Source organism: Sphingomonas psychrotolerans, assembly GCF_002796605.1.
Classification (GTDB): domain Bacteria; phylum Pseudomonadota; class Alphaproteobacteria; order Sphingomonadales; family Sphingomonadaceae; genus Sphingomonas; species Sphingomonas psychrotolerans.
The window spans coordinates 830,727-853,695 of sequence record NZ_CP024923.1 but is presented as its reverse complement, the minus strand read 5'-3'; the positions used below and the strand labels follow the sequence as shown (position 1 = coordinate 853,695).

General features: G+C 64.5%; 28 protein-coding genes and 1 pseudogene. 10 read left to right on the top strand and 19 right to left on the bottom strand.

Annotated features, from left to right (window positions below; genetic code table 11):
• From CVN68_RS03660 to CVN68_RS24155, 7 genes are all read right to left on the bottom strand, one after another.
• Complete coding sequence (locus tag CVN68_RS03660; RefSeq protein WP_100281000.1) at positions 1-219, bottom strand: DUF2274 domain-containing protein; 219 nt, start codon at positions 217-219, stop codon at positions 1-3.
• Entirely contained in the window at positions 219-1,457 is a 1,239-nt protein-coding gene (locus tag CVN68_RS03655; RefSeq protein ID WP_100280999.1) for a TrbI/VirB10 family protein, read from the bottom strand. Before CVN68_RS03655 ends, CVN68_RS03660 begins: the two co-directional genes overlap by 1 nt.
• On the bottom strand, positions 1,454-2,335 hold the full coding sequence (trbG, locus tag CVN68_RS03650; RefSeq protein ID WP_100280998.1) for a P-type conjugative transfer protein TrbG: 882 nt from the start codon (positions 2,333-2,335) through the stop codon (positions 1,454-1,456). The genes CVN68_RS03655 and trbG overlap by 4 nt, the downstream gene beginning before the upstream one ends.
• Positions 2,332-3,150 (bottom strand): conjugal transfer protein TrbF, encoded by an 819-nt coding sequence (gene trbF / locus CVN68_RS03645; RefSeq protein ID WP_100280997.1) that lies wholly within the window; start codon positions 3,148-3,150, stop codon positions 2,332-2,334. The genes trbG and trbF overlap by 4 nt, the downstream gene beginning before the upstream one ends.
• 3 nt (positions 3,151-3,153) lie before the next feature.
• Positions 3,154-4,455 (bottom strand): P-type conjugative transfer protein TrbL, encoded by a 1,302-nt coding sequence (trbL, locus tag CVN68_RS03640; RefSeq protein ID WP_100280996.1) that lies wholly within the window; start codon positions 4,453-4,455, stop codon positions 3,154-3,156.
• Positions 4,456-4,579: 124 nt separating this feature from the next.
• Positions 4,580-5,146 (bottom strand): conjugal transfer protein TrbJ, encoded by a 567-nt coding sequence (locus CVN68_RS03635; protein ID WP_100280995.1) that lies wholly within the window; start codon positions 5,144-5,146, stop codon positions 4,580-4,582.
• Between the two features lie 409 nt (positions 5,147-5,555).
• A complete protein-coding gene (locus CVN68_RS24155) occupies positions 5,556-5,684 on the bottom strand; it encodes a hypothetical protein (RefSeq protein ID WP_267893734.1) in 129 nt (42 codons plus the stop codon).
• A 292-nt stretch (positions 5,685-5,976) separates the two neighbouring features.
• Between CVN68_RS24155 and CVN68_RS03625 the strand changes: the two genes are divergently transcribed.
• Complete coding sequence (locus tag CVN68_RS03625) at positions 5,977-6,291, top strand: hypothetical protein (RefSeq protein ID WP_100280994.1); 315 nt, start codon at positions 5,977-5,979, stop codon at positions 6,289-6,291.
• A gap of 650 nt (positions 6,292-6,941) precedes the next feature.
• On the opposite strand, the gene CVN68_RS03620 is transcribed toward CVN68_RS03625, so the two are convergent.
• The 3 genes from CVN68_RS03620 to CVN68_RS23630 all read right to left on the bottom strand — a co-directional run bounded on the left by CVN68_RS03620 (position 6,942) and on the right by CVN68_RS23630 (position 8,474).
• On the bottom strand, positions 6,942-7,475 hold the full coding sequence (locus tag CVN68_RS03620) for a hypothetical protein (RefSeq protein WP_100280993.1): 534 nt from the start codon (positions 7,473-7,475) through the stop codon (positions 6,942-6,944).
• A 199-nt stretch (positions 7,476-7,674) separates the two neighbouring features.
• The gene (locus tag CVN68_RS03615; RefSeq protein WP_100280992.1) at positions 7,675-8,259 is read right to left on the bottom strand and encodes a hypothetical protein; all 585 of its coding nucleotides are present in this window, start codon (positions 8,257-8,259) and stop codon (positions 7,675-7,677) included.
• A 50-nt stretch (positions 8,260-8,309) separates the two neighbouring features.
• On the bottom strand, positions 8,310-8,474 hold the full coding sequence (locus CVN68_RS23630; RefSeq protein WP_199560336.1) for a hypothetical protein: 165 nt from the start codon (positions 8,472-8,474) through the stop codon (positions 8,310-8,312).
• Here CVN68_RS23630 and CVN68_RS03610 point away from each other — a divergent pair.
• From CVN68_RS03610 to CVN68_RS03600, 3 genes and pseudogenes are all read left to right on the top strand, one after another.
• Positions 8,475-8,576, top strand: a pseudogene (locus CVN68_RS03610) (IS5 family transposase); the annotation flags it as partial. It lies immediately after the preceding gene.
• A 156-nt stretch (positions 8,577-8,732) separates the two neighbouring features.
• Positions 8,733-9,335 carry a Slp family lipoprotein gene (locus tag CVN68_RS03605; RefSeq protein WP_100280991.1) on the top strand — a complete coding sequence of 201 codons (603 nt, stop codon included), beginning with the start codon at positions 8,733-8,735 and terminating at the stop codon, positions 9,333-9,335.
• Between the two features lie 49 nt (positions 9,336-9,384).
• A complete protein-coding gene (locus CVN68_RS03600) occupies positions 9,385-9,672 on the top strand; it encodes a hypothetical protein (protein WP_100280990.1) in 288 nt (95 codons plus the stop codon).
• Positions 9,673-10,010: 338 nt separating this feature from the next.
• Here the strand turns inward: CVN68_RS03600 and CVN68_RS03595 are convergent, their stop codons facing one another.
• Entirely contained in the window at positions 10,011-10,376 is a 366-nt protein-coding gene (locus tag CVN68_RS03595; RefSeq protein ID WP_100280989.1) for a hypothetical protein, read from the bottom strand.
• 537 nt (positions 10,377-10,913) lie between these two features.
• On the opposite strand from CVN68_RS03595, the gene CVN68_RS03590 reads away from it, so the two are divergent.
• Positions 10,914-11,537: a hypothetical protein gene (locus CVN68_RS03590; RefSeq protein WP_158298715.1), complete on the top strand. Its 624-nt coding sequence runs from the start codon at positions 10,914-10,916 to the stop codon at positions 11,535-11,537.
• 26 nt (positions 11,538-11,563) lie between these two features.
• On the top strand, positions 11,564-12,391 hold the full coding sequence (locus tag CVN68_RS03585; RefSeq protein WP_100280987.1) for a hypothetical protein: 828 nt from the start codon (positions 11,564-11,566) through the stop codon (positions 12,389-12,391).
• A gap of 1 nt (position 12,392) precedes the next feature.
• Here CVN68_RS03585 and CVN68_RS03580 read toward each other — a convergent pair whose 3' ends face one another.
• Together CVN68_RS03580 and CVN68_RS03575 are read right to left on the bottom strand one after the other, a co-directional pair.
• The gene (locus tag CVN68_RS03580; RefSeq protein WP_100280986.1) at positions 12,393-12,764 is read right to left on the bottom strand and encodes a DUF6180 family protein; all 372 of its coding nucleotides are present in this window, start codon (positions 12,762-12,764) and stop codon (positions 12,393-12,395) included.
• Entirely contained in the window at positions 12,761-13,270 is a 510-nt protein-coding gene (locus tag CVN68_RS03575) for a TonB-dependent receptor plug domain-containing protein (RefSeq protein WP_233503566.1), read from the bottom strand. The genes CVN68_RS03580 and CVN68_RS03575 overlap by 4 nt, the downstream gene beginning before the upstream one ends.
• Positions 13,271-14,172: 902 nt before the next feature.
• Here CVN68_RS03575 and CVN68_RS03570 point away from each other — a divergent pair.
• The 3 genes from CVN68_RS03570 to CVN68_RS03560 all read left to right on the top strand — a co-directional run bounded on the left by CVN68_RS03570 (position 14,173) and on the right by CVN68_RS03560 (position 17,003).
• Positions 14,173-14,748 carry an RNA polymerase sigma factor gene (locus CVN68_RS03570; protein ID WP_233503565.1) on the top strand — a complete coding sequence of 192 codons (576 nt, stop codon included), beginning with the start codon at positions 14,173-14,175 and terminating at the stop codon, positions 14,746-14,748.
• Complete coding sequence (locus CVN68_RS03565) at positions 14,748-15,704, top strand: FecR family protein (RefSeq protein WP_100280983.1); 957 nt, start codon at positions 14,748-14,750, stop codon at positions 15,702-15,704. Before CVN68_RS03570 ends, CVN68_RS03565 begins: the two co-directional genes overlap by 1 nt.
• 78 nt (positions 15,705-15,782) lie before the next feature.
• On the top strand, positions 15,783-17,003 hold the full coding sequence (locus CVN68_RS03560; protein ID WP_100280982.1) for a DUF3142 domain-containing protein: 1,221 nt from the start codon (positions 15,783-15,785) through the stop codon (positions 17,001-17,003).
• Positions 17,004-17,336: 333 nt separating this feature from the next.
• Here the strand turns inward: CVN68_RS03560 and CVN68_RS03555 are convergent, their stop codons facing one another.
• Together CVN68_RS03555 and CVN68_RS03550 are read right to left on the bottom strand one after the other, a co-directional pair.
• Complete coding sequence (locus tag CVN68_RS03555; protein ID WP_158298714.1) at positions 17,337-17,825, bottom strand: DUF3617 domain-containing protein; 489 nt, start codon at positions 17,823-17,825, stop codon at positions 17,337-17,339.
• Positions 17,826-18,227: 402 nt separating this feature from the next.
• Entirely contained in the window at positions 18,228-18,779 is a 552-nt protein-coding gene (locus CVN68_RS03550) for a putative glycolipid-binding domain-containing protein (protein ID WP_100280980.1), read from the bottom strand.
• Positions 18,780-19,392: 613 nt separating this feature from the next.
• Here CVN68_RS03550 and CVN68_RS03545 point away from each other — a divergent pair.
• Entirely contained in the window at positions 19,393-19,815 is a 423-nt protein-coding gene (locus CVN68_RS03545) for a LemA family protein (RefSeq protein WP_233503564.1), read from the top strand.
• A 117-nt stretch (positions 19,816-19,932) separates the two neighbouring features.
• Here the strand turns inward: CVN68_RS03545 and CVN68_RS03540 are convergent, their stop codons facing one another.
• The 4 genes from CVN68_RS03540 to CVN68_RS03525 form a co-directional block, all read right to left on the bottom strand.
• Complete coding sequence (locus CVN68_RS03540; protein ID WP_100280978.1) at positions 19,933-20,349, bottom strand: lysozyme inhibitor LprI family protein; 417 nt, start codon at positions 20,347-20,349, stop codon at positions 19,933-19,935.
• Positions 20,346-20,708, bottom strand: a complete 363-nt coding sequence (locus tag CVN68_RS03535) for a hypothetical protein (RefSeq protein ID WP_100280977.1) — start codon at positions 20,706-20,708, stop codon at positions 20,346-20,348. Before CVN68_RS03535 ends, CVN68_RS03540 begins: the two co-directional genes overlap by 4 nt.
• Positions 20,709-20,928: 220 nt before the next feature.
• Complete coding sequence (locus CVN68_RS03530; RefSeq protein WP_100280976.1) at positions 20,929-21,417, bottom strand: GFA family protein; 489 nt, start codon at positions 21,415-21,417, stop codon at positions 20,929-20,931.
• Positions 21,418-21,508: 91 nt separating this feature from the next.
• Positions 21,509-22,942: a S41 family peptidase gene (locus CVN68_RS03525; RefSeq protein WP_158298713.1), complete on the bottom strand. Its 1,434-nt coding sequence runs from the start codon at positions 22,940-22,942 to the stop codon at positions 21,509-21,511.
• Between the last annotated feature and the right edge of the window lie 27 nt (positions 22,943-22,969).

The window sequence follows — 22,969 nt, the reverse complement described above, 5'->3', positions numbered from 1 at the left end:
TCACTTCCCGCCCGAACGGGCTTTGGCAAACGCCCGGTCGCTGTCGAGAAAGGCTGTCAGCATCGAAGGGATCAAGTCTGCGACAGCTTCTTCCCGACCATAGGTCTCCTTGTAGAGTGCCGCGTATCGCGTGAGATCCGCGAACAGCTGCGGGGTCACCTGTATCCCGACTTTCACCGGCGTGCGGTCAGGCAGCCGCGGGAGACGCAGATCGGCCATCACTGTTCTCCCACCCACGGCTTCAGCACGAGATCGTGATGCACCAGCAGCCGGACAGGCGCGCCCGGACGGATAGTGATCGTCGGCTGGATCTGCAGATTCCGGGATGTTAGCTGATCACCGGCGCGTGATATGTTTTGCTGGGTCGATTGCCGAACGGCCTGGACGAGATCGCTTTCGCCGCCGAACTGCAGCTCCGACCCGACGCCCAGCAGGGTCGACAGCACAACACCCTTGAGCAGCGACCATGTATGGAAGTCGACCTTGTCGGTCAGTCCGGCATAGCCCGACGGGTCGGTCGCCGGCGCGTTCTCCAAGCGGATCGAGCTGCCATCGGGGAAGATGATCCGCTGCCACACCACCAGTGCGCGGCGCTGCCCGAAGGCAACCACGCTGTCATACGTGCCGATCAAGCGCGTACCCTGGGGGATCAGGAGGATGCGGCCCGTCGCGCTGTCGAAGATCCGTTCGGTCACCTGGGCCGTCACCAAGCCGGGCAAATCCGATCGCAGCCCGGTGATCAGGCTGGCCGAGATCACGCTCCCGGCGGACAGTGTGAACGGCGACGGTCGCGGCGCTATTGTGTGCGGATTGGTATCGCCCGCCTTGTCGGCCGTGCGGACGAAGTCGGCCTTGCGCTGCTGGCCGTTCGGATCTCGATCGGCATCGACCGCGACCTTGTCGCTTGAATCACCGACCGCCGTCGGCACCGGCGCCGTCGCGGCGGGCATCGCTGGACTCGGACCTTGTTGGGCAGTGGTCTGAACCAGCAATCCGGATTCGCGGGCAGCCTTGAGTTCCGCGGCGCGGCGCTGACGGGCATCGTCGGCGGCTTGCGGCACCGCCGATACCGCGGGCGGAACTGGCGGCATGGTCTCGCCGGCGAGCTGGCGCTGACGATCGAGGATAGGCTTGCCCAGGTCGCCCGGTAGTGCCGGCCCAAGCTTCGGCACCGTCCCGTAGCTTGCCGGTAACCCGCTCAGTGTATCCGTCGGCGGCTTGGCCGCGATGTTCTTGTCCTCGCTATCGGCCACAAGGTGCAGCGCCCGCGGCTCTAGCGCGAACCAGGCGGTACCGGCGACACCGGCCACGGCAATGGTGGCCAGGGAGACGATCACACCGCGCTTGAAGCGGATCGCGCGTCCAGGTCGCGCACGCAGCACGAAGGTTTCGGGATCGAGCTTCGGCGGCGTCGAGGGGGTGGCGCCTTCCGGCGCCCCGGCGGTATCCTCGCTCACGACGCCCTCCCCTTGGAGCGGTTGCGGCGTCCCGCCTCGTCGACGCGGGTAAGCCGGACCACATCCTGATGCCTGGTGCCGAGGCGGAGCTCGGCGACGTCGAAGAGCCGATCGACGACATAATAGCGGCCGCGCAGGCGATAATTGACGAGCTGGGCCTCGCCCTTGGCACCGACGAGGAACAGCGGCGGCGCCTCGCCGACCGCGAGACTGGCGGGGAATTCGATATAGGTCTGCCTGCCGTCGTCGAACGCCCGCAAGGGCCGCCATCGCGGCGTATCGCCGGAGATGGCATAGTTGAAATGCAGCTGATCGACGTCGAGCCCGATCGCCACCGGCGCGGCGGCCGCCGCAGCCTCCTCGGATCGCTTGATCGCGATCAGCGTTTCCTGCGGATACGTCCATGCCATTGCGGACATGCCGACGCTCCGCACGCTGGTGAGCGCCACGTGATAGGTGCGCCGGTCGGTCGTGATGACCAAGTTCGTTGAGAGACCGGCGGCATAGGGCTTCACAAGGATATGCACCCGCTTGGCGGGCCCTGCCCCGCTCGTCGTGTCGCCGATCACCCAGCGTGCGGTATCGCCGCTCGCGACCGCGCCCAGCACCTCGCCCGGTTGAAGCGCGATATCCGTGACCCGCTCGGGCGTGGTGTAGACCTGATAGATCGCCCCCTCGGCATAGGGCATCACCGCCGCGGCATTGAGAAAGGCAGGCGGCGAAGGCTCGAGCGTGGCAGCCCGGTTCGCCGCAGCGATCGTCGACGGCACCCGATGCGCGGTATCGGCCGGGGTGGAGTTCTGCGCGAGAGCGGCAGTGGGCACGATCGACGCGACTATTGTCGAAAGCAGCGTGGGCAGAATGCTGGGGCGTTTCATTGCCGGTTCTCCGGGGTGGATGGGATTTGGCTCACGGCGGCGCCGGCATCCGGAGCCGCGATCGTTTGACCTTCGGGCAAAGGCTGCGTCGCACGCGGCGCTGTCGGCGGCGGAGCCGTCGGACTGGCGGCCGGCTCGATCTCGCGGCTCCAGTCGATCGCATCGACATAGAGGCCGAGTGGGTTCTTGCGCAGAACCTCCGCCGACGCAGGCGGCTTGAGCTTGACGATCAGAATGCCGGTCCAATGCGAGGTGCCAGCCGGCGCGCCGCGGTCGAACGCCGTCTCGACCCATTTGACCTGAAACGACTGCTCCGAGGCGCGAACCACGCTCGTGACCTGCACCGACACCGTCTTCTGGCCGATCGCACCGAACGGGTTCGCGGAGCGGGCATAATCGCCGAGGAAGAGCGCGCCGCGCCCGGTGGCGAAGTCATAGGCCGACAGCCAGTCGCGCCGCATCAGCACCGGGTCGAGCGAGACCGACCGGACCTTCTCGATGAAGCGGGCCAGATGCCAGGATATCTGCGGGTCTGTCGGTTTGTACCCGGCTTCCGCTTCGCTGATCGCGCGCGCTTCGCCGAGACGGTCGACCTCGACGACATAGGGCGTCACGCGGCTCTGCAGCGACTGCCAAACCAGCGCGCCCGACATCGCGGTCGTCAACGCCAGGCCGCCGAAGGCCATCAGTCGCCAGTTGCGCGCCTGGACGCGCGCCGATCCGATCCGCTCATCCCAGAGCTGGCCGGCACGGTGAAAGGGTGTGTCCGGTTCGGGTGTCCGCCCGTAGCGCTGGACGCTTCGCTTGAAGAGCATCGCTCAGTCCTCCTTTTCCTTGATGTCCGGGATTGCGGACGCACCGCCGCGGTCGCCCTCGCGCAGGGTGTGGGCGACGACCTGGCGATGGCGCCGCGCGTCCTGCTGGCGGCGCAGCGACTGCGCCCAGGCGGGCTGCTGTTCCGCGGTCTGGCCCGACCCGCTCGCAGGCACCTGCCGGTTCGTGAGGGAGTCGAAAGCGGCCTGGCGCCCCGAAGCGGCGGCCTCGCCGATGCCGAACGCGCCGGCGGCGCGGTTGCGGAGCGCTCCGCCTGCCGCGCTCGCAACGCCCTTCAGACCGGCGCCGACGCTGGTCGAACCGGCGCCCTCCTGGCCGAGCTTGTAGGCAGTCGAGGCGGCCGACCCCATCGAGGTGCCCGCGCGAACGGCACCGAGCGCTGTTCCACCGATGGCTCGGGCACCGGCCAGGGCCGCACCGCCCCCCAGAGCAGCGACGCCGGCGGCGCCGAGCGCCGTGCCGGCAACCGCTCCCGCGCCGAGCTGCGGAGCGCCGGAAACCAGGCCGGTGGCGATGCCGGGTCCGAAGATGCCGAGCCCGAACAGGGTGAGCGCGGCGAGCGCGAGGCTCATCGCCTTGCCGATGTCGGGCTCTTGGCCCTGGAGCGAGCCGACGAAATCGTTGAAATAGTTCGAGCCGATCCCGACGATGACGGCGAGCACCATCACCTTGATGCCCGAGCTCACGACGCTGCCCAGTACGCGTTCGGCGAGGAAGCTGGTCCGGTTCCACAGCGCGAACGGCACCAGCACGAAGCCGGCGAGTGTCGTCAGCTTGAACTCGAGGATGGTGATGAAGAGCTGGATCGCGAGGATGAAAAACGACAGCATCACCAGCGCCCAGGCGAACAGCAGCACCGCAATCGTCAGGAAATTGTCGAAGAAGGTGGTGAAGCCGAGCAACTTCGAGACCTGGTCGAGCAGCGGCCATGCCGCGGAGAAGCCCGTCCCCGCGAGCCTGCCGGGTTTGAGCAGATCATCCGCCGAGATCGTGCCGCCGCCCGCGGTGAGCCCGGCCGCGGCGAAGGAGTTGAAGACGATCGTTGCGAGCGTCGAGAAGCTGTTCAGGATGAAGGCGAACGCGCCGACATAGAGGATCTTCTTCAGGAAGCGCCCCATCACATCCTGCTCGCCGCCCAGCGCCCAGAACAGGCCAGCCAGCGTGATGTCGATGCCGATCAGCGTGGCTGCCAGGAAATGGACGTCGCCGCCCAACAGACCGAAGCCGTTGTCGATGTAGCGAATGAACGCCTGCATGAACTGATCGATGATGTTGAGGTCGTTCATGACTCTGTCCGTGGCAGTGGGATGGAATCCCGCGGGACGCGCTCGGGGAGCAGAAGCACGCCCCGCGGGAGGTGACGGCGGACCCAGGGGGCGAAGTCCGCCGCCATGCTCGGACGGGAGGCCCCTAGCGAGGGTGGTAGGCCGTGCCGTTGCCGAGGAACTTCCTGGTGGCGGCCTGCGCTTCGGCTTCCGCCTGGGCGCGGCGCGATGCCTCGAGCGTTTCCGCGCGGTACTGCGCCGCCATCAGGTTCTGGATCTGGAACTGCTGCTTGGCAGCCAGCGCGAGCAACTGGTTTGTCGCCTGTTGCGCCTGCAGCCCGCCTTCTGCTCCCTGGCTCTTCGCCATGATCGATGCGAGCGCCTGCGTATCGGCAGCGACGTTGCCGACCACCTGCGCCTGCACCCGCATCGTCTGGTTGAACGCCGCGACCGAAGTGTCGAGGCGGGCTCGGGCGCCGACGACGAGATCGTTGGTCGTGAGGGCCTGGCCGAAGCTTTGCGGAAACAGCCGTTTGAACTCGCTGTCGACCTGATCGACCCGGTACCCGATGCCCTGCGCCTGGCCCATGAGACGATCGATCTGCTGAAGCGTCTGCGTCAGGGCCTGGAGTTCGCGAAAGTCGATCCGCGACAGGTTCTTCGCCTGGGCGGCAGAAGCGACTGGAGAGGCCCGCAAGAGCGGCACCGGCACCCAAGTCCGGGGTCCCCATCGCGCTTGCGCGATGGGGTGGCGCAGGGCCGCAACGCCAGTGGAGGAGCCGGGCGCAGCCCGGCTTGCCGGGGACGCGGGCGGGCCTAGCAGGGAGCGCCGCCCACTCCCGCGCCACCGGGAGAGGCCAAAACAACGCCGCCGCGCCAGCGGCGACCGCACCGCCCTCGGCGGCGACGCCGCCGACCCGACAAGGACAGGCTCTCGCACGGCGCAGCCGGATCAGCAGCGCAGGGTCGGGCTTCGCGCCCAGGGGCGGCACTTGTCGCCGGGCGTGAAACCGGGCGCGCCGCCCGGCTGCAGAGCGCGTGTGCCTGCGGGGCCGCGGTCAGACTCCGCACCCTGTCCGGCCGCGCAGCGGTTCGGCAGCGTGCGTCACTGCTCCGCTCCGTCAATGAAGGGTGGGGTCGCCTTTCAAGGTCAGGGCGACGGCGTTGCGGATGACGAACCAGGCCGACAGCTGCTCAAGATCCCTTGCCTCCGTCAATGCGTCGATTCTGGCTTGCAGGAAGTCGGCCACCGTCGCCATGCTCCGCAATGAGCTCGCGGGCGATCATGAACGCTCTGGCATCCTCGTCTCGATCCACGGAAGAATAGTTCTGGTCAGCCGGCGGCACCATAGGTGGCCGCCGGGAAATCGATCCCGAACCGGTGCAGAATCGGCGATCCCGGCAAATGTCATTTCGTCCGATCCAGCCCGTCAGCGGTCCGCGGGGCGCAACTTCCCCGGGTTTATGTGAACGGGATCGGCAAACCTGCTCCGTCTACGTTCAGGTTGGCCGCGATAGTGCCGGTCGAGGAGGATCGCGCTGATGAAGATGATGGTTTCCACGCTCGCTGGTGCCGCCGCCATTGTCGGGGCATGCACGGCGAACGCCGCAGGCGCGCAGGACGCTAGCGGCGCCTTCAACATGGGGCAACTCACCGGCACGCTGTCGCAGGACCATGTCACGCAGAGCGAGCGTGAGCGCGGGCAAACGGAGAACGGGGACGCGGCGACGCGTTCGACACGCACCGCGAAGAACTGCGCCAAGGTGCCCATGCTACGCGAACGCTACGGCGCCGACGACCCGCGGATCGGCACCCTGACCCGCCTCTGCCGGAAGGCCGGGCATCCGGTGAATTAGCCGCTGGAGCGAGCTAGCTCCACCGGGCTGCGAGGCTTACACGACCGTTCGGGCGCGCGGCTGAACGGCCGATATCGTGCGTTGGCTGTGGTTCGCCCTTGAGCTGAACGTCCGTCTGCTTTCGGGCAGCGGCGCGGCGACGCTGGATGACCGACTTTGGGCCGCTTGCTACCTGTCCGCTTTCGAGAAGCGGACAGGTAGCACCTGCCGTTCTCGGGCAGCATTATGCCCAGCCCCCCGAGGGGACGTCGCTTACCGGGCTCCGCCCGCGTCGGCAGCATGCTCGAGCACCCGCAGTCCAGTTGGGAAAGGTGGGGTCGCCCGGCCAGCGGCGAGAATCTCCATTACGATTTGCAGCCCGCGCAACAAGTCTGCGGAGCGATACGGCTTCGCTAGACAGGCATCGCCGTCTTTTGCGACCCGCATCACCTGTGAGCTATTTCCGGTAGCGTACCTTCCGCAACGACAGCGGGAAAGCGCACGTACATCAGCACCACCAGCCGGATCACCTCAGGTGACGAGTTGAAGCAACGAAATGGACTACGCGGCAATGCTCGTGATTTGCGGGTCATTGGCGTCTCACCAGCACGAAGGAACTGCTGCCACGTTGCCCTGACAGAGCCCCGAGGCGGTTTCGCCTATTAGGACTATTACCAACCTTCCGCCTGTTCGTTCACCTCCACGGAAACCATCATGAGCGCGTCCCAAATTACGTCCGTCAAGGTTCGATCGACATTGGACGCCAGAGGATGATCAGCTTCTCTGCCGCTTTTTAGATGGGCGAGGTAGTCCTGCAGATCGCTTTCACCATAAGTTGATGCTAGGCGTTGGGCGACATCATTCAGGACTTGGGGCTTCCTTTTGAGAAGAGTTTCTCGCGCCAATTTGTAGCGAAGCTCCGCCGTGTCCGCGTTCTCTCTCCCAGACCATAGCCTCGGGTGCGATCTCGTTGCCTCGATCACCGCATCCACCCTCGTGGCGTAGCGTGCATCCATCTGCAAAGCGGCAACGAGCCGGATTGCCGTGTCGACAGCCCCGGTCGCGTCCGTGCCCGGTGCGGAAGAATCGGTTTTGCCGAGCCGGCTTTGTGTTCCATCGTTCGATATCAGTTGCTGCTGCGGATCGCTGTCGCAGCCCGCGGCGAATGCGCTCAGCGCCAGTATGGCCAATATTTGAATGGGCATGACGGTTAGGGTCCTCGCAACTGGTCGAAACAAATACGGATGCACGTCATCCCAAGCACGGCCTTTCGCGGTACTGTCAGACTTACCAGCTGGGGAAGGAACGAAGCATGTCCGAACCAGCACCGTTTCCAGATCTCGGTGGAGGAGTCCGGGCGCTAGCCAAATAGGAAAGGCCGGGTGCATTTGCTCTGACAGTACCTCAGTTTCCCTTGCTGGCTGGGGAAGACGCAAGCTGGCGCGCTTGGCCATAGGCCCACATGCTCGTCATGGTGACATTCGCCCCGAACGCGTCGCCCACGCTGGTGCTGATCATATCCGGCAGCGAAGGGTTGCCGCCGGGGCGACGCCAATACAGCGTGCGGAAAGATGAATGCTCGACCGTTCGCATCGGGAGGCCGAAGCGGGACTGCAACTCCTCGGCATAAGCCTGGCTCGCCGCGAGACTTTCTTCCCTGCTCGACTGCGCAACGGAGCTGTCTTTGAAATTGACCACGGCCAATCGCCTTCCCTCGCGCAGACCGAGGAAATAGAGGATGATCCGCATCGGGCGTCCTGGCGCGGCATAGCAGGGGGACGCGTCCTCCTGATTGAGCGGATCGGCGAGCAACTGACCATCGGAGAGGCAGCGCACCTGGCGGTAACCGCGCTGCTTCAGCGCGGCCTCGACGTCCGAAGGCGACATGAGCGGTGCGATGCCCTCAATCGATGCGCCGCGCCAGTCAGGCCTGACAACCTGCGTCTCGTCCGGCTTTCCGCCCCACGCGGCGACCGCAAGCCCGGCCATCAGGAGCCATGCTGTTCGAATCTAATGCCTCCTCCTCGATGCACTGCGCATCAGCGTGGGAAATAGGTGTTCTCGGTATCGAGAACCCGCATCATGCCGTCGAGCCTTGCCGTCTCGAGTGTGACTGCGTTGCGGTGCTGAATCCAGCGATTGAAATCAGCGAGCGCGGCGGTGTTACGCGCTTGCTGAGCCTTGCGCTGCTGGGCGAGGATCACGGCCGCCTCAAAGACTGGCGGCGCGTCGCCACCCGCTACGACCGCTGTCCAACCGTCTTCTTCTCCGCCGTCGCGCTCGCTGCCACCGTCATCTTGTGGCTGGGACCAATAAGTCCTGACTCCAGGTATTGCCGGACGTTTCGACTGCGGCGGAACACCTGCGCACGACGGCGAACGGCAGAAGCGACCCCCATAGCTGTTGCGCATCACTGCCGCACTACATAGTGGGTTCGTCATGACCGCCAATGTACCTGCGCAATGAAAATCCTTCCGAGCAAGCTGGTGATCAGGCCGATATATGGCCCGTTTTTCTGCTGTGCGATCTTGTCCGGATGCGTCAGTTCCCCGATCGCACTTCGACCGAATGTAACCGGTATCAGTACCGCCGAGCGCGCTTCAGCCTATAGTGCCTCTAACGCGACAGAAACCGAGACGCTGAGGAATATTGCGGCTGCTCCCCTAAGTCCGGATCAGGGAGTCAAAGAACATAACTTTGGCAAACGCATCCGTTGGGCGGGCGCCGTTCAGCACGTAGCAAAATCGGACAAAGGCGTTTGCCTGACGATATTGTATGCTCTTAGCGGCGATCTTGGCGAACCGCGCTGGACCAACGACCCTACGTATCAATCTTTTAATGCCTGCACTGCCGGCTCGTACGATAAGGAGCTCGTTCACGAGTCTACTAATGTCACGATCGTCGGCAGGATTTCGGGCAAAACCTTTATCGGTATGGGCGGGGGCGGCACGACCGGCCCCCTAGTCGAAATCGAAAAACTCTTTCGCTGGTCGGATTGTCTAAAAGGCGACTCCAGCGTCGGCTGCAAGTACGGGTTTCTGAGTCCGAAAGCTGGTGTCGACTGAGGTCGATCGTTCGACAAGAGTGGGTATCTCTATTACACGTAGAAGCTTCATGATCGCAGCGGGGGTGTTCGCCACGGCCTGTTTGTGGCTGGTGGCGCTGATCGGCGATTGGGGAACGGAGGGATCGCCCCCGATCGGCGGCGGCTCCTACAACCTCGACAGGCTCGTCTATTCGGCCCTGATCCTCCTCCTGGCCGGCTCCTCATCCTTCTGCTCGCTGGTGGTGGGGCTGGCTCGTCAGGACCGGGCGCTGTCTCGCCGCGCTTTTGTTTTTTCCGGTATCGCCATGGTCGCGTTCCTCGCGTCTTATTCTACCTTCGGCCATAACCTTAGCTAGGTAGTGACCCATAAACGGGTGCCAGCGGCGTTGAGGGGTTCACTCTGGAAATGGCAAGGCGCCCACCCTCACCCGGCGTGCGTGAGAACCTGACGTGGCTACGAATGGCTTAGGTTAGCGATCGATGTCGAAATGGATCCCATCTGCGCGCAGCTAATTTGGTATAAAGCGATAGCGGCGTCGTGGCCCTGATTGGCCTGGACGAAAATCGCCCAAACTCCCATTCGGTAGCTGCGCTCTAAGAGCTCAATCAACGCAGTCGCGAGCCTCTTCCGACGGAATGAAGCCGCAACTGCGGCAGCCGGTGCGGGCAGTCGGCTCCGCTTCCGCCCCTGCCGTCAAAAGCCGCAGGCGGGCAGTTGAGGGGTGTCGCGCTCGGCAAGCAGACGCCGCGCTTCGGTCTCAATCTCCGACCGGGCTGCGTTGAAGTCGTCTTCCTCGATTTCCCGTCGGTCGAACTCTTGCTGGAGCCGGTCGCGCGCCTTCGCATTTTGTACGAGCTTGCGATTTATCGAGGCGTCGTAGCGGTCATGCTCGGCGCGCATTTTTGCCAGCTCGCCAACCGCCTTACGCCGCCAAACCGGATCCTGCGCCTGCGCCATCTCTCCCTCGGAGTCGGCGAGAATCTCGAAACAGGCCTGGTTCGGCGCTGGCCTCGCATTGGCGGATTGCAGGACCAGGAGGAGAGTCAGGAAAGCCGACATTCCAATCACGATAGCCGCGTCTGGCTCGGGTGCGCAATCTTCGTCCCGGCGTGGTGGCGCCCATCCGGCGAAGGCGCTCCTGATCGGTGCTGACACCTTCCCCTCGCTTCCCAACAGCGCGAGGCTACGCAATCAGGCCGCCTCACCGGCGGCTCGGATCATCGATTAGGGGATATTGCGTCCCAGATCGCTGCCAGGATGAGATCGGCCGAGCCCGTTGGCGTCTCGCCATCCTTGGGCAGCACCTACTTATTAGGTATCCATCATATGGCGCGTGCGGATGGCGCGGCCCTCCTCGCCGCATTCGAGCGGGTGAAGCTTCCGGCAGAAAGGCCGCCCATGGCGGGGAGGCGATGTGCTGATGGCCTCGACAATCGGCATACGCCCAAATCGCAAGAGCTGGGGGTTCCAGAGGGGGCGCGCCATGAGCCGTTCCGGGACCGCGCTGGAGCGGGGAGCAGCTGCTCGGGCGTCGTATCAAGGCGCAGCCTTCATCGGGTAACTTTCCCACCGTAAGCTCAATGTTGGAGGTGCATGATGATCCGATCGGCCTGGCTTTTGAGCATCACGCTCACACTGGCCGGTTGCGATCGCGAGCCAGCGAAGCCACAGCGTTCAAGACCCGACTGGAGCGGGGCAGAGGTCGAAGGGGTCGCGCCGTTGATGGCGCCCGAACAGGTGGAAGCCGCGCTACGTGCGGGCGGCTATGCGCAGGTACGCTGCAGCTCGAAGGAGGAGCTTCTCCAAAACCCACTTTATAAGGGCGAGCGTTCGTCCTGTTATGCGTCAGTTCGCCGGCCGTTTCGTATCATCCTGCAGCTCCTTGACCTGGCGGAAGGACGCCGGCTTGTTGAAGCTTATTTCTTCGACAAGCGAGTGGCATTCCTCAGTTTCGAAGAAAATTTGAGGAACAGCAAGGCGTTTGCGGAAGGTCTGCGCAAACGCTTCGGTTCACCGGCCGATACGTTCGCGTCCGCGTCAGTCACCACCTATTACTGGCATCGGCCTGGCGGAGATCCGCAAGTGCGGGATAAGATCAGGACCGAAGTCTCCAGTGTCTCGGGCGCAAATGTCCGCATGGAGTCGCGCTGGGCCCATGACGAACCGCTGTCATCGGGCGCCTCGACCAGCCCCGGCAATGCCGCATCCCGATCCCGTTGATCCATCGTTCAGGAGAACCGCGTCCAATGGAGGAATCACCGCTCGCCAAGCTGTTAACGGAAGTCCCTCCTCAGTTGCCGCTCTATCTGACGCGCTTCGCGGTGGAGGCTGTCTTCACGTCCGCATATGCCGGGCAGGAGGACCGGGAGGTGGTACGGGATGCCTTCAAGGAGCTGAACGCACTGGTGAAGGCCGGCTTCTTCGCCTGGTGTCACATGGACGTGCGGTCACGGGCGACGATATCGGTCACCTGGCGCGACGATGGCTTCACCGTGAACGGTGCCGGCGCCGGTCTGCACCATAACGTGCTCGTCGTTGTGCTGCGAATGATCTTGTCCCTGCACCATACGCCCCAGGAAGCCCGGCAGGAGCTGATCGCCGCCTTGGGCGATGATGCCCACGCGTTGCCGCCAGCCACGGTCTGGTCGGAAGCCCTTGGCGCCCTCCGCCTGACGGCACTGGAAGGCGCTGACGCGCGCGCTGCTGATCGTGCGGATTTCGACAGCTTCGTGCTCGACGAGGAAATCAAACTGCCCCTAGGCTTCTCGGAGACCGGGGAAGGCGAGCGCCTGATTATATGCGCTCAGGGCGCATCGCCCATCCTCGACAAGCAGGGGCTCAAGGCGGTCGAGGGGAAATTCCTCGGCGTTTGCAATACCGGCGGATTCCGCAGCCTGGCGCGGCTGAACGAATGCCCGGAGGAGGCCGAGTTCTTCATACGCTCGGGAGATCAGGGGCCGGAACTGATCGTCGATGACTATCGCGATGATCGCTACGGTCTTGTCGAATTTCTGAACGCGATGACAAAGGGACGCAATGCGGCGCTGGTCGCCAGCGAGGCACCTTCGTCGTAGCCTATTTGATCGCTGCTTTGACCGCAGCAAATGCGCGGTCCGCGAATTGCCCTAGCGCTCCCTTCGTTCTGTAGTCGATCCCCTGAACCACACTTACTGTCATGTTACCGACGGCGATGCATTGTACAACGAACGTGCCAGCTCCCGCACGGCCACCCTTCACCATCACTAGCTGGCCCGGGAAGCTTTGCGAATCGACGCTGAGCTTGGATTGGCGGGCAATCTGGATCACCGCGTTGCCGCAGGCCGCCAGGCTCAGCTTCGTCGCCGGCGTGCGCTCGACATGATAAGTCAGGTTGAAGTCGCTGCCCTGGGGTAGTGCAGGCGATGCGAGAACGAGAACGGCAAGGGCTATCGGCAAACCAACTTTCATCTGTGACTCTCCAACTGACCCTGCGGCGCCGGCCGACCATGCCAGTCGGGGTAGAGTGAGACAATCTGCCAGCCTGGCTTTGGCGGCGGTTGGAGCTCGCCTCGTCGCGTTAAGGCTTGCTTGGCGTCCTGGTTAACCCGCCGACCGAGAGGCCGGCAGCTCAAAAGGCATCCTCGTAGCGGCGGCTGCGCATCGTCGCGAATGTCACGATAGGCGAGGGCGCCGTCGCGCAGCACTTCGACGCGACCGATGCCGGCGGTGGGAATGCTGGCGAGATCGGGTGCCTGCGCGCCGCGCGAGCCGAGCAGGGCGGAGCGATGATAGCGCTTGCCATTCAGCAGTACGAGCGTCTGATCGGCCGAGAGCCCGCGAAGCGTCGCGGGGCGGACAAAGGCCTGGCCGTCGGCCGCTGGAAGACGCTGGACGTTGAACGAAGGAAGCAGCTGGGCGAGCACATCGTCGAGATCGCCGGAGACGCTGGATGCCACCGCCGCCTTCGACAGCACATCGACCGGAGCCAGGGTATCGAACTGGGTGCGCGCGCGATCGCGGGTGCCGGTGACGACGATCGGGCCCTCATCGCCGGAAGCCTGACTTTCCTGCGCATCGACGGTCTCGTTCTGCGCCCAGGCGACCGGTGTGCACGCGAATTACAGCGCGATCATCGCGCTACCGAACAAAAGCTTCATGGATACCCCTATGGAGTTTGTGGCGACCCGACTGGCGGACAGGGCGCGGCTAGGCGCGCCGCATGACGCGCGCGTTACGACTTGGCGTAAGCGGTATAAATTCGGGCGCAAAGCTCAGGAACGCTAATCGGCATGAATGGGCCGTGAGCTGCCTGGCAGGTTTCGGGCGATCCAGACACGAAAGCTGCCGTCCCCTCCCCGTGGTTGCGTAAGGCAGCGTCCCACCCAAAGGCAGTCGTAGCCGAGGCAAGTTGCCCAAGCGCGTCGAAGCCGCGATGCGCCGGCGATGAACCAGGTTTCCTGTCAGATGTCCTTTGCTGAACGAACGCAGATCAGCCGCGCGGTGACGAGGGATGGCGAAGCTCGGCGGCATCGCAGTCCGGAGCCTTCCGGAGGTCACTCGTCGGGCGCGACACGCTCGCCCCACCAGACTTGCCAAAGCAACTCCCGGCGCTAGTCTGAAGGTGCGTTGCCTCCCGGCAGCGCCGAGGCGTGAGAACCTCGTCTTGAACGACGCGGACCCTGCCGGATGATCGGCCGGGTGGCCGGCGCGCATGTCCAAGCCGTTCGCGGCCAAAGGCGCCGGCGCAAGACTCAAGACTTGTTCTCAACACCCGGTTTCCGCCGGTTCGCGCCTCGCTTGCAGGAGAAGGCGGCGTGGCGGGTCGGGCATGGGCGAGCGAACGAGCGGCACCCTTTGCATCGCGGGCAGGTCGCGCGTGACCGGGGACCTCGCGCTCCCTGCCCCGCGGCTTGCGGAAGGCGATCCGCTTCCGCCAGAGGACCGGCTGCGCGCCGCCGCGAGACTCGCGTTCGACGATCTCTACCGCGCACAGGCACCGAAGCTGATGCGCTTCTTTGCGCGGCGCTTCCAGCGGCACGACGCGCAGGATCTCGTCCAGGAGAGCTTTGCGCGGCTCGCACATGCCCATTCGGACCGGCAGGAACCGATCGACTGCCCCGAGGCCTATCTCGGCCGCATCGCCGCTAACCTCGCGCGCAACCGCGCGAAGAGCGCGCTCGAACGCTCGCTCGCGTTTCAGGTGCCGGTCGAGAATGTGCCGCTGCCCGCCTCCGATCTGGTCAAGGCGCTCGAGGCGCGCGACCAGCTCAACCGCATCCAGAATGCGCTCGTGCAGCTGCCCGACAAGACGCGATCGATCTTCCTGGCGCATCGACTGGATGGTCTGTCGTATCGCGAGATCGCCAAAGCCACCGGTCTCAGCGTAAAGGGCGTCGAGTGGCACATGACCAAGGCTCTCGGCCATCTCGATCGCGCGCTGAGGACGCGCTGATGTCCCGCCACGGCGGGGCGGGCTCGCGTGCCGAACGCGAGGCTGCGGCATGGCTGGCGAGATTGCGCGGGCCCGACAGCGCTGCGCACCATGACGCTTTCGAAGCCTGGTACGTCGCCGACGCGGAAAACGAAGCGGCATATGAACGGCTGCTCGCAACCTGGACGGCCAGTGCGGCGGCGGCGGAAACACCTGCCGGCCAGGCGCGGCCGCCCCTCGTCCCTCGTGGCGGCGGGCTGCGGCCATGGCATGGAGCGATCGCGGCGGCGCTCGCCCTCTTCGTCCTTACCGGGATCTTCCTGCCGAGAGCACATGACATCGCGGACGCGCCCGACCGTGTGATGCTCGCGAGCGCGCTCGGCGAGATCCGGACGGTGACGCTGTCCGACGGAACCCGCGCGACCCTCGACACCCAGACCCGCCTTCAGGAGAATTTCTCGCAAGACGAACGCCGCGTCATAATCGAAAGTGGGCGGGCACGGTTCGAGGTCGCCGGCGATCCACGGCCCTTCATCGTCGAGGCGGACGGCCGCGGCGTGACCGGCACCGGTTCTTTCGATCTCGAGCGCCTTGGCGGGGATCTGTCGATCGCGGCGTTGTCGGGCGAGATTCGGGTCAGCGACGGCGGCCGAAGCTGGAGCATTGTGCCCGGCCGCATGCTTCAGACTAGCGCCGATGGCCCCGCCCGCGAGACCGCTTTGCCGCGCGGCGCATCGCAGTGGACAGCGGGTATTCTCTCGTTCGAGGACGTGCCGCTCGGCACCGTGGCAGCGGCAATCAATCGCTACAATGCAACCGCAATCCGCATCGATCCGGGCGCGGTGCGACTGCGCTTCACCGGCACGCTTCATGCCCGCCAGCCCGAGGCCGCCGCCCGGACACTTGCCGCGGCATTCCGGCTCGATCTGTCTCGAGACGGGCGCGGCGATTTCTTCCTCGCTGCGCCGACAAAATAAAATCCCAGGGTAAGTCCGTCCCCGGTTGTCGAGGTCTTCCACCAGCGCCCGCGCGGCGCGATCGGGGGAGGACAAGACATGCAATCGACCAAGGCCGTCGCTCTGGCGCTTCTGGCAACTGCCAGCGCCGCCGCACTGGCGGCAAGCGCGCCCGTCGCGTGCGCGCAGCAGGCACACCGCCAGACCTATGACCTGCCGGCACAGCCGCTCGCCGCATCGCTGCGCGCGGTGGCGGACCGCGGCGGTCGCAATATCGGCGGGCCTGCCGAATTGCTGCGCGACAAGACGGCGCCAGCGCTCAGAGGCGACTTCACGCCCGAAGAGGCGGTGGCGCAGCTGCTGGCCGGCAGCGGCCTCGCGCAGCGGCCCGCGGGCCAGTCCATCGTCATCCGTCGCGCAGACGAAGAGACCAGCGAAGTCGATGTGCAATCGGAGGATGTCGTGGTCACCGGGAGCCGGATCCGCGGCGCGCCGGTCGCGTCGCCGGTCGTCACGATCGGCAGCGAGGAAATCCGCGATGCAGCACGCGCCAATCTCGGGGACGTTGCGCGCGCGCTGCCTCAGAATTTCGGTGGCGGTCAGAATCCCGGCATCGGCATCACCACGCCTGCAGCGAGCGGGATCGATGTCAGTGGCGGTTCTCCGACCACCCCGCGCGTTGATGCGAACGATTACGACGCCTTCTGGCTCTGGGCGGGCGTCAAACCGCAGCCCGCCCTCTCCCGCGCCAAGCGCATCTATCTGCTTCACGGCGCGGTCGTCGCGGGCGCCCCGGCGCGACTCGTGGCGCAAAGACCTGCGGTGCCGCATGTCCGTCATGCCGAGGTCTGGCTGGTCTTGCGGGTCGAGACGCTGGCATGGACGCCGCAGATCGAGGCGCAGCTGCTGGCCGCGCTCGAGCGCTGGCGGCGCGCGGGAAACCGCGTCGCCGGGGTCCAGATCGATTTCGACGCAAGGACACGGCATCTGTCCGGCTATGCGGCCTTCCTGAAGACGCTGCGCGTGCGCCTGCCGGAGCATTACAAGCTCGGCATCACCGGCCTGCTCGACTGGAGCGCGAACGGCGACCCGAAAGGTCTCGACGCGCTCGCTGGCGTCGTCGATGAAGTCGTCCTGCAGATATACCAGGGCCGCCGCGTCATCCCGGGCTACCGTACCTATCTCACAAGGCTCGAGCGGATGAGCATCCCGTTCCGGATCGGCCTATTGCAGAACGGCGAATGGACGCCGCCGCCCGGCCTCGCCTCCAACCCGCGGTTCCAGGGTTATGTCGTGTTTCTCCTCAATCCACGACCCTGACAGGCGTCAAATGGCGACTAAGTCGTGAACTCAATGATGCGAGCGCCGGGACATCCGCTTGGTGGCCAATAACTTGGCCGGGCGGACGACCGAGATTTGAGAGCTGACGCGGCAGACGATCGCTTTGCGCTTTACGGAGATGCCAAATGGCGTTGCGAGGAGCCCAATGACGATCACGGCGTAGGCGACCAATCTTAGCTGCATCCGGCACCCACCGCATATACGAGCAGTTCAGACTGCCAGTGTGCGGCCGCGACCAGCGGACTGATGCTCTGGTCGCGGCCGGAATCGTCCTGGCGATGTGGCGGGTTGCCTATCGCCGGTGCGCCAGACTCAGCCCTTGGTTGCGGGGCAGTCCCCGATCCGCTTGCCGGTGATCTGGGTCTTCATGGTCATCTTGCCTCCAGGCATCCCCGGCGTGCCCGACATCGTCGTGTCGCTGGCGAGCTCGTAGGAGGTGCCGCTGAGTGTGCCGGTGGTGGTCGACTTCATCTCACCGGCGCCCTGTGGCTTGCACGACATCACGGAATCGATCTTGCCGCCCGTCAGCTCGAACTTCTCATAGGTGCAGCCCGCACCGGCCTTGCCGCCGAACATCTCGCTGGGCGGTTTGTTGACCATCTCGGGCGTGACGCAGGTCTCGGTGGTTTGCTCGGACATCTTCGCCATCTGTTGACCCATCATGTCGGCCTGCGCTTTAGGCATGCCGGGTACATCGACCGAGACGAACTTGATCTGGGTTTGCCACTTGCCAGGCTGCATCTTTACGGCGTCCTGAGTGGCTTTGGCGACCTGATCAATCGAGGCATTCTCTGCCTTCACGGTAGGTTCGGATCCGCCGCACGCCGCGAGGGCAAGGGGGCAAAGCAAAAGCAACGGAGTACAACGGGACATAATGGCTCCTGTTTTGTTACGCATGGGGCACGGCCCGTGGGGAAAGGCTCACATAAGGAGAATTTCGTCAAGGATGTGACAGGCGTCGCCGTATTTCGATCGTATGGGTCGCCAAACTCGGCACAAGGACCGTCGAACAGGCATATTCTCGAATTGCCCGTCGCTGCCGGCAGCCACATCTGCAGTGGGCAGCAATGGTGCGACGGGTGCGGTCAGATCTTATGGGGGCGCCAGCCAGCGGTGAGCCATCACCCATGTTACGCCGCCAGCGCCCCTTTGAAGTGGGGCGCAATGAGGCGGGAATGACTGCCCTGCGTGACAAAGCGGTCGTTAGTTGAATTCTGCCTGCCACAACTCCGGGTACAAAGTCACAAAGCCATTCTCGTCCAGCTGGAGAGTGGCTCTGTAAGGGCCTTGCGGCGAGTTATAGTCGTAGGCCCGATCCGAGATTCGCTTATACAATTGCGGCAGCGGTTCTAGCCTGGTGCTCTCCACATCCATCCACGCAACATCGAATTCCGCGTTTCCACCGACCTGCAAAGCCATTCGGCGCAACTGGGCGTAGTTGGTCGCTGGCGTGAAGCCGAAGTCCAGGTCGAACACACCTTCAAGTCCGCTCTGTCGCTTACCATTAAGGAGCCATCCCTCGCCGTCCCTCCGGATTTCGTGGTTCACTTCACTGCTGCCGACACGCCCCTTGATGCGGCCAGCGTTGGTTGCCCAATCTGACGACAATTCCAGACGATAATTCAGCGCTGCTGGGGCAGAGTCCTTCAGGTAAACGGTTGTACCTTCGAGCACCCAGCCATCGTTAGTCTGAGTCAGACATGCGGCATCGTGTCCAACTGTGTACAATGCTTTCCAGAAGGCGGTTATTGCCATTTCTCGCTCCAACCGATCGGTCGATCAGGTAAACTAAGAATCTCATCCGATGTCCGCAATGGTCTTCAGTGTTCATAAGAGGCTGGCCTCAACGAAGGTCGGCGTACCGACACCAGTCGATTTCCGGACCCACCGTGACCCGCCCAATGCGGGCATGAGATGACTGAGCTGCAATCTCCGCAACCGGGCGGGAGCCGATTGGCAACCTTTATGGATCTACGACCCAAGGCGGATGCGCGCCCGATGGGCTCGCCGGTGCGCGCAGACTGAACGCCCGCGGCGCGGGGCGGGGCGGGGCGGCTGGCCGTAGCGCTTTCGACCTGGAGTCCAGTCGGGGGCGCCTCCATCCAGCAGATGTCCGGCGATCTTTACTTAAAATGCGTGTCGGAACCCATGCCATTGTTTCGCAGGCTCGGGAGGCTTCGTCGCCGCGTTACATGGCGGAAAAGCCAGCAGGCGCTGCGCTCCGGCGCAAGTTGGGGACCAGAGACGCAGCCGTTCGGCCGAAGCGGTCTCGCCTCTCGCAAGTCGATGTTGGATATCGATCGCTGACACGGTAACGGGGTGAACCAGCCGCCGCCCGGCGTCGGTGCGATCTTTCCGGGGAGCAAATTTGACATATACTGCTTTGTGGATCGCCCTCGCCATCCTGGCGCTGGCTGGTCTCCTCTTCATCCTGATCTACAACCGGCTAGTGCGCGCGCGTGCGCTTGTGCGCGAGGGTTGGAGCGGGATCACCGTGCAATTGCGGCGACGCGCGGATCTGGTGCCCAATCTGGTTGCCACGGTCCAGGGCTATGCCGCGCATGAACGCGATCTGCTCGACGACGTCACGGCCCATCGGTCGGATGCGGTGAAAGCCGCCCGTCCGGAGGATGCCGCCCGTGCTGATGCGACCCTGGGCGGCATGCTCGGCCATATGCAGAAGGACGTGAAGCACGCCCGACAATCGGCCATCCCTTCTCATGCAACTTCATATGTTGCGTATGAGGCTGCGTGTCAAGCCGAGGAGCGACCTTGGCTCGCATCCCGATAGCGAGACACGACGAAATCGCCGCGGAGCAGCCGAGCCGAGCCATGGCCGCCTTCCGCAGTGTCTTCCGCGACCCTGCCCTCCTCCCACCCGGCGCACATGCGGCGACCGAAGGGAGCTCTAGCCGTCGATCGTCATGACGCGGAGATCATTTTCCAGCTGAAGCGCGCGGTCGCGGATGATGTTCGTCGCCGCCCCGGCCTGCATCGGTACGTACATCGTGCCTTTGCGCGTCGCGTAAAGGGCTGAACGGGCTTCTCCGTCAGCAGATCGGAACGACAGCCAGGCGCGCTGCGCCGTCCGCAACCGGGTTGCCGCAGCCGCCGAAAGTCGGCGCGTCAGTGACGTATATGCCACGTTCAATCGCCGGTCGTAATCGCTTGACGCCTGAGCTTCGCATTCGGTCTGCCCGGCGGTCGACGCGTTTGCCGGAGCAGCAATGCAACGCTGCAGGGCGGCTTCGGTCGGATCGTGTTCCGGAAGGGCGGCGGCACCTTCCGGTGACACAGCGAGAAGGAGTAATGCAGACAGCATCATTTGCGAGGTTCCCCTGCCCCGTCGCCGGATTGCTTCATCCAGGCGACCCCGCCCGCCAGCGTGAGAACAAGGCCGATGCCGAGCAGGAACATGCCGAGAGCGTTGCCGCCGACCTCCTGATTGTTGCTGGCGCTGATCGACGCGGCTGCCTGATTGGCATCGGCCGCGGTCATCGCCGTGGCAAAGGCCGCTTCGTCGCAGCGATCGAGCATCTCCTGGCCTTGGTCCTTGAACCGTTCTCGACAGGCCGCGGCGCTAACGGGATCCGCTTTCGGCGGCGCGTTGCCAAAGGTGATGAATGCACCGACCGCGAGCAGCACGATACCGATGACGAGGGCAACTCGCGGGTTCATCTTCATTCTATTCTCCTGGCATGGTTTCTCGGCGCGTGTTGAACGTGGGACCGGGTCGCAGGTGCCACCGTCACAACCCGCCCTGGAAATTGAACGTGAAGCGGTATGGACGCGGCTTGCTCTGCTTGCCCGTGCGGGACACGGGGACGGCCCCGACCAATGTCAACTTTCCGTCGGCAATGCTCCGGGACGCGGCCAGTCTCCGCAGCCATCGCGACCGCAGGATCTAGTCGATCCACAAGCCCCGCGCCCGGTGCCAATCTTCGAGCGCGTACTCGGGATACTCCTCGAAACACTGGTCGTCGGAGCCAAAAACGGGCTCGACCCAGGATGCCTTCGAGGCGAGCATCATATGGACGCGGGACGGAGCTTTGGGCAGCTGGCTGTCGATTGCTGAAGCGAAGGGATGGAAGAGATCAGGATATTCCGGGCTGAACACCCATAGCGCGCTGGCGCATTTGGCGCAGAAATGCCGCTCGCCGGTGCTGACGGTGCACCCGCCCTCCCCGTCATCAAGCTCCGCATGGAAGACCGCGGTCTCACCTTCGATCGCCAGCGTCCGCTTGTCGGCGTGAAGATTGATCGCGTACCCGCCTCCCCCGGCGGTTTTCCGGCAGATCGAGCAATAGCAGCGCATGAACGGTACGGGCGCGTGGCTGTCGGCGGAAAAGCGAACCCATCCGCAGCGGCACGACCCTTCGAGTTTCAGGGGCATCGTCAGATCCTTTCGAATGGGGAACTGGCGAAACTGAGCGCGGTTGCCTCAAAATAGCCCACTGCAGGTCCCCACCCGTCCCACCGCTAGCTCAGTCGGTTTGCGGGCAGAGTGCGCGCCGCGGCGTCTGCCAGTCTTGCCGAAGAAGCGCGACCGCGACCCGCCAAGCGTGATCCCGCCGCTCGTTGGCTTGCATCGCTTCAGGCGGTGCCGGACAGTCGGGCAGCACGCCGCGCCCATGCGAACGCCGACCCGCCCACTTCATGCGGAACTGCAGCAGCGGAATCGCGATTTTCATCCCGCTGTTGGGAAGTTCGAGATTCCAGCGATAGCCGCTGGTATTGCCTTCGTAAGCGCCGCCGACTTCTTCTCCGACGAACACTGCGCGCTCCGTGTGACGAAGCATCGAAGCGAGTTCCGCGCCGCCTGAAAAGGTCTCGCCGCCTGCCAGCACGACGAGACGCCCGTGAAAGATCGGAGCGAACGCCGTCCACCGCGACATCAGACCGTTCGGGGGCGTGTTCAGACGCGTCCAGCGCCCGCCCTGAATCTGGCGTTGGGGGTCCTTGTCATCGTCATCAAAAACCTCGGTCTCGAAGCGCTTCCCGCTGAGGCTGGTCACGACAATGCGACGTGCGCGTGCCTCCACCGCGGCATATTTGTGCAGCGGCTTTTCGACGAGGTAGGAGAACAGGATGCTCTCGTTGGGCTCCGACCCGCCGCCATTCTCGCGCAAATCGAGGATAAGATCCCTCGCACCACGCCGCTCGATCTCGGCGAATATCCTTTGGATCGCGTCGGGAAAGGTCGTTCCCACCTTGCGCAGCCGGGCATTGCTGAAGGTCGGCACGTTCAGATAGACGGTGTGGTCATCGAGCCATTCGAGCGTCGGCAGCGGCGCCGGGTCTGCGGCCTCTGGGGGCCGTGCAAGCGGAGACACCGCCGGGAAGTCGCGTTCGATCCGTCCGCCAGCGCCTTCGAGCACGACATGGAAGTGCGACTGCGCCCCGCGCAATCTGTACAGGATCGACGAGAAACCCCGTCCCGAGACGGTGCGCATCGTGGCGGTGCGGATCACACCATCATGCGGGGTGACCGCCACCATCTCGCGCAGCAGGTCGGCATCGCGGACGCCGTCGACGGAGATCAGCCGCGTGCCCTTGGGGATATCCGCCGCGGCACCATGGCCGGCGAGCACGAACGCACCCCGCTCGGTCCACAGCAGATCCAGCGGAAAACGCGGCGCCCCCCTGTAACCCTGGCTCATGGCATCGCTCAGCTGGACGCTGAGATGCCCTTCGCCGATCTGGCCGAGCAGCGGACGCATGACGCGCCAAAGACCCTCACTGTCGCTGACGCGCGCGACACCCGCGCGCGCTTTGGCTTTAGCCGCCGCCCATGCGCGGCGGCTTTGATGCCAGTAGATGTTCGGTATGGCTGCCTCGACGGCGGAAATCGCGAGTTCCAGATCCTCCCGCGCGGCAACCTTCGTAAGCGAGGTATCCGGCGCCGGCGTGTCGGCCAACGCCGGCGCGGCAAGCAGACATGCGCC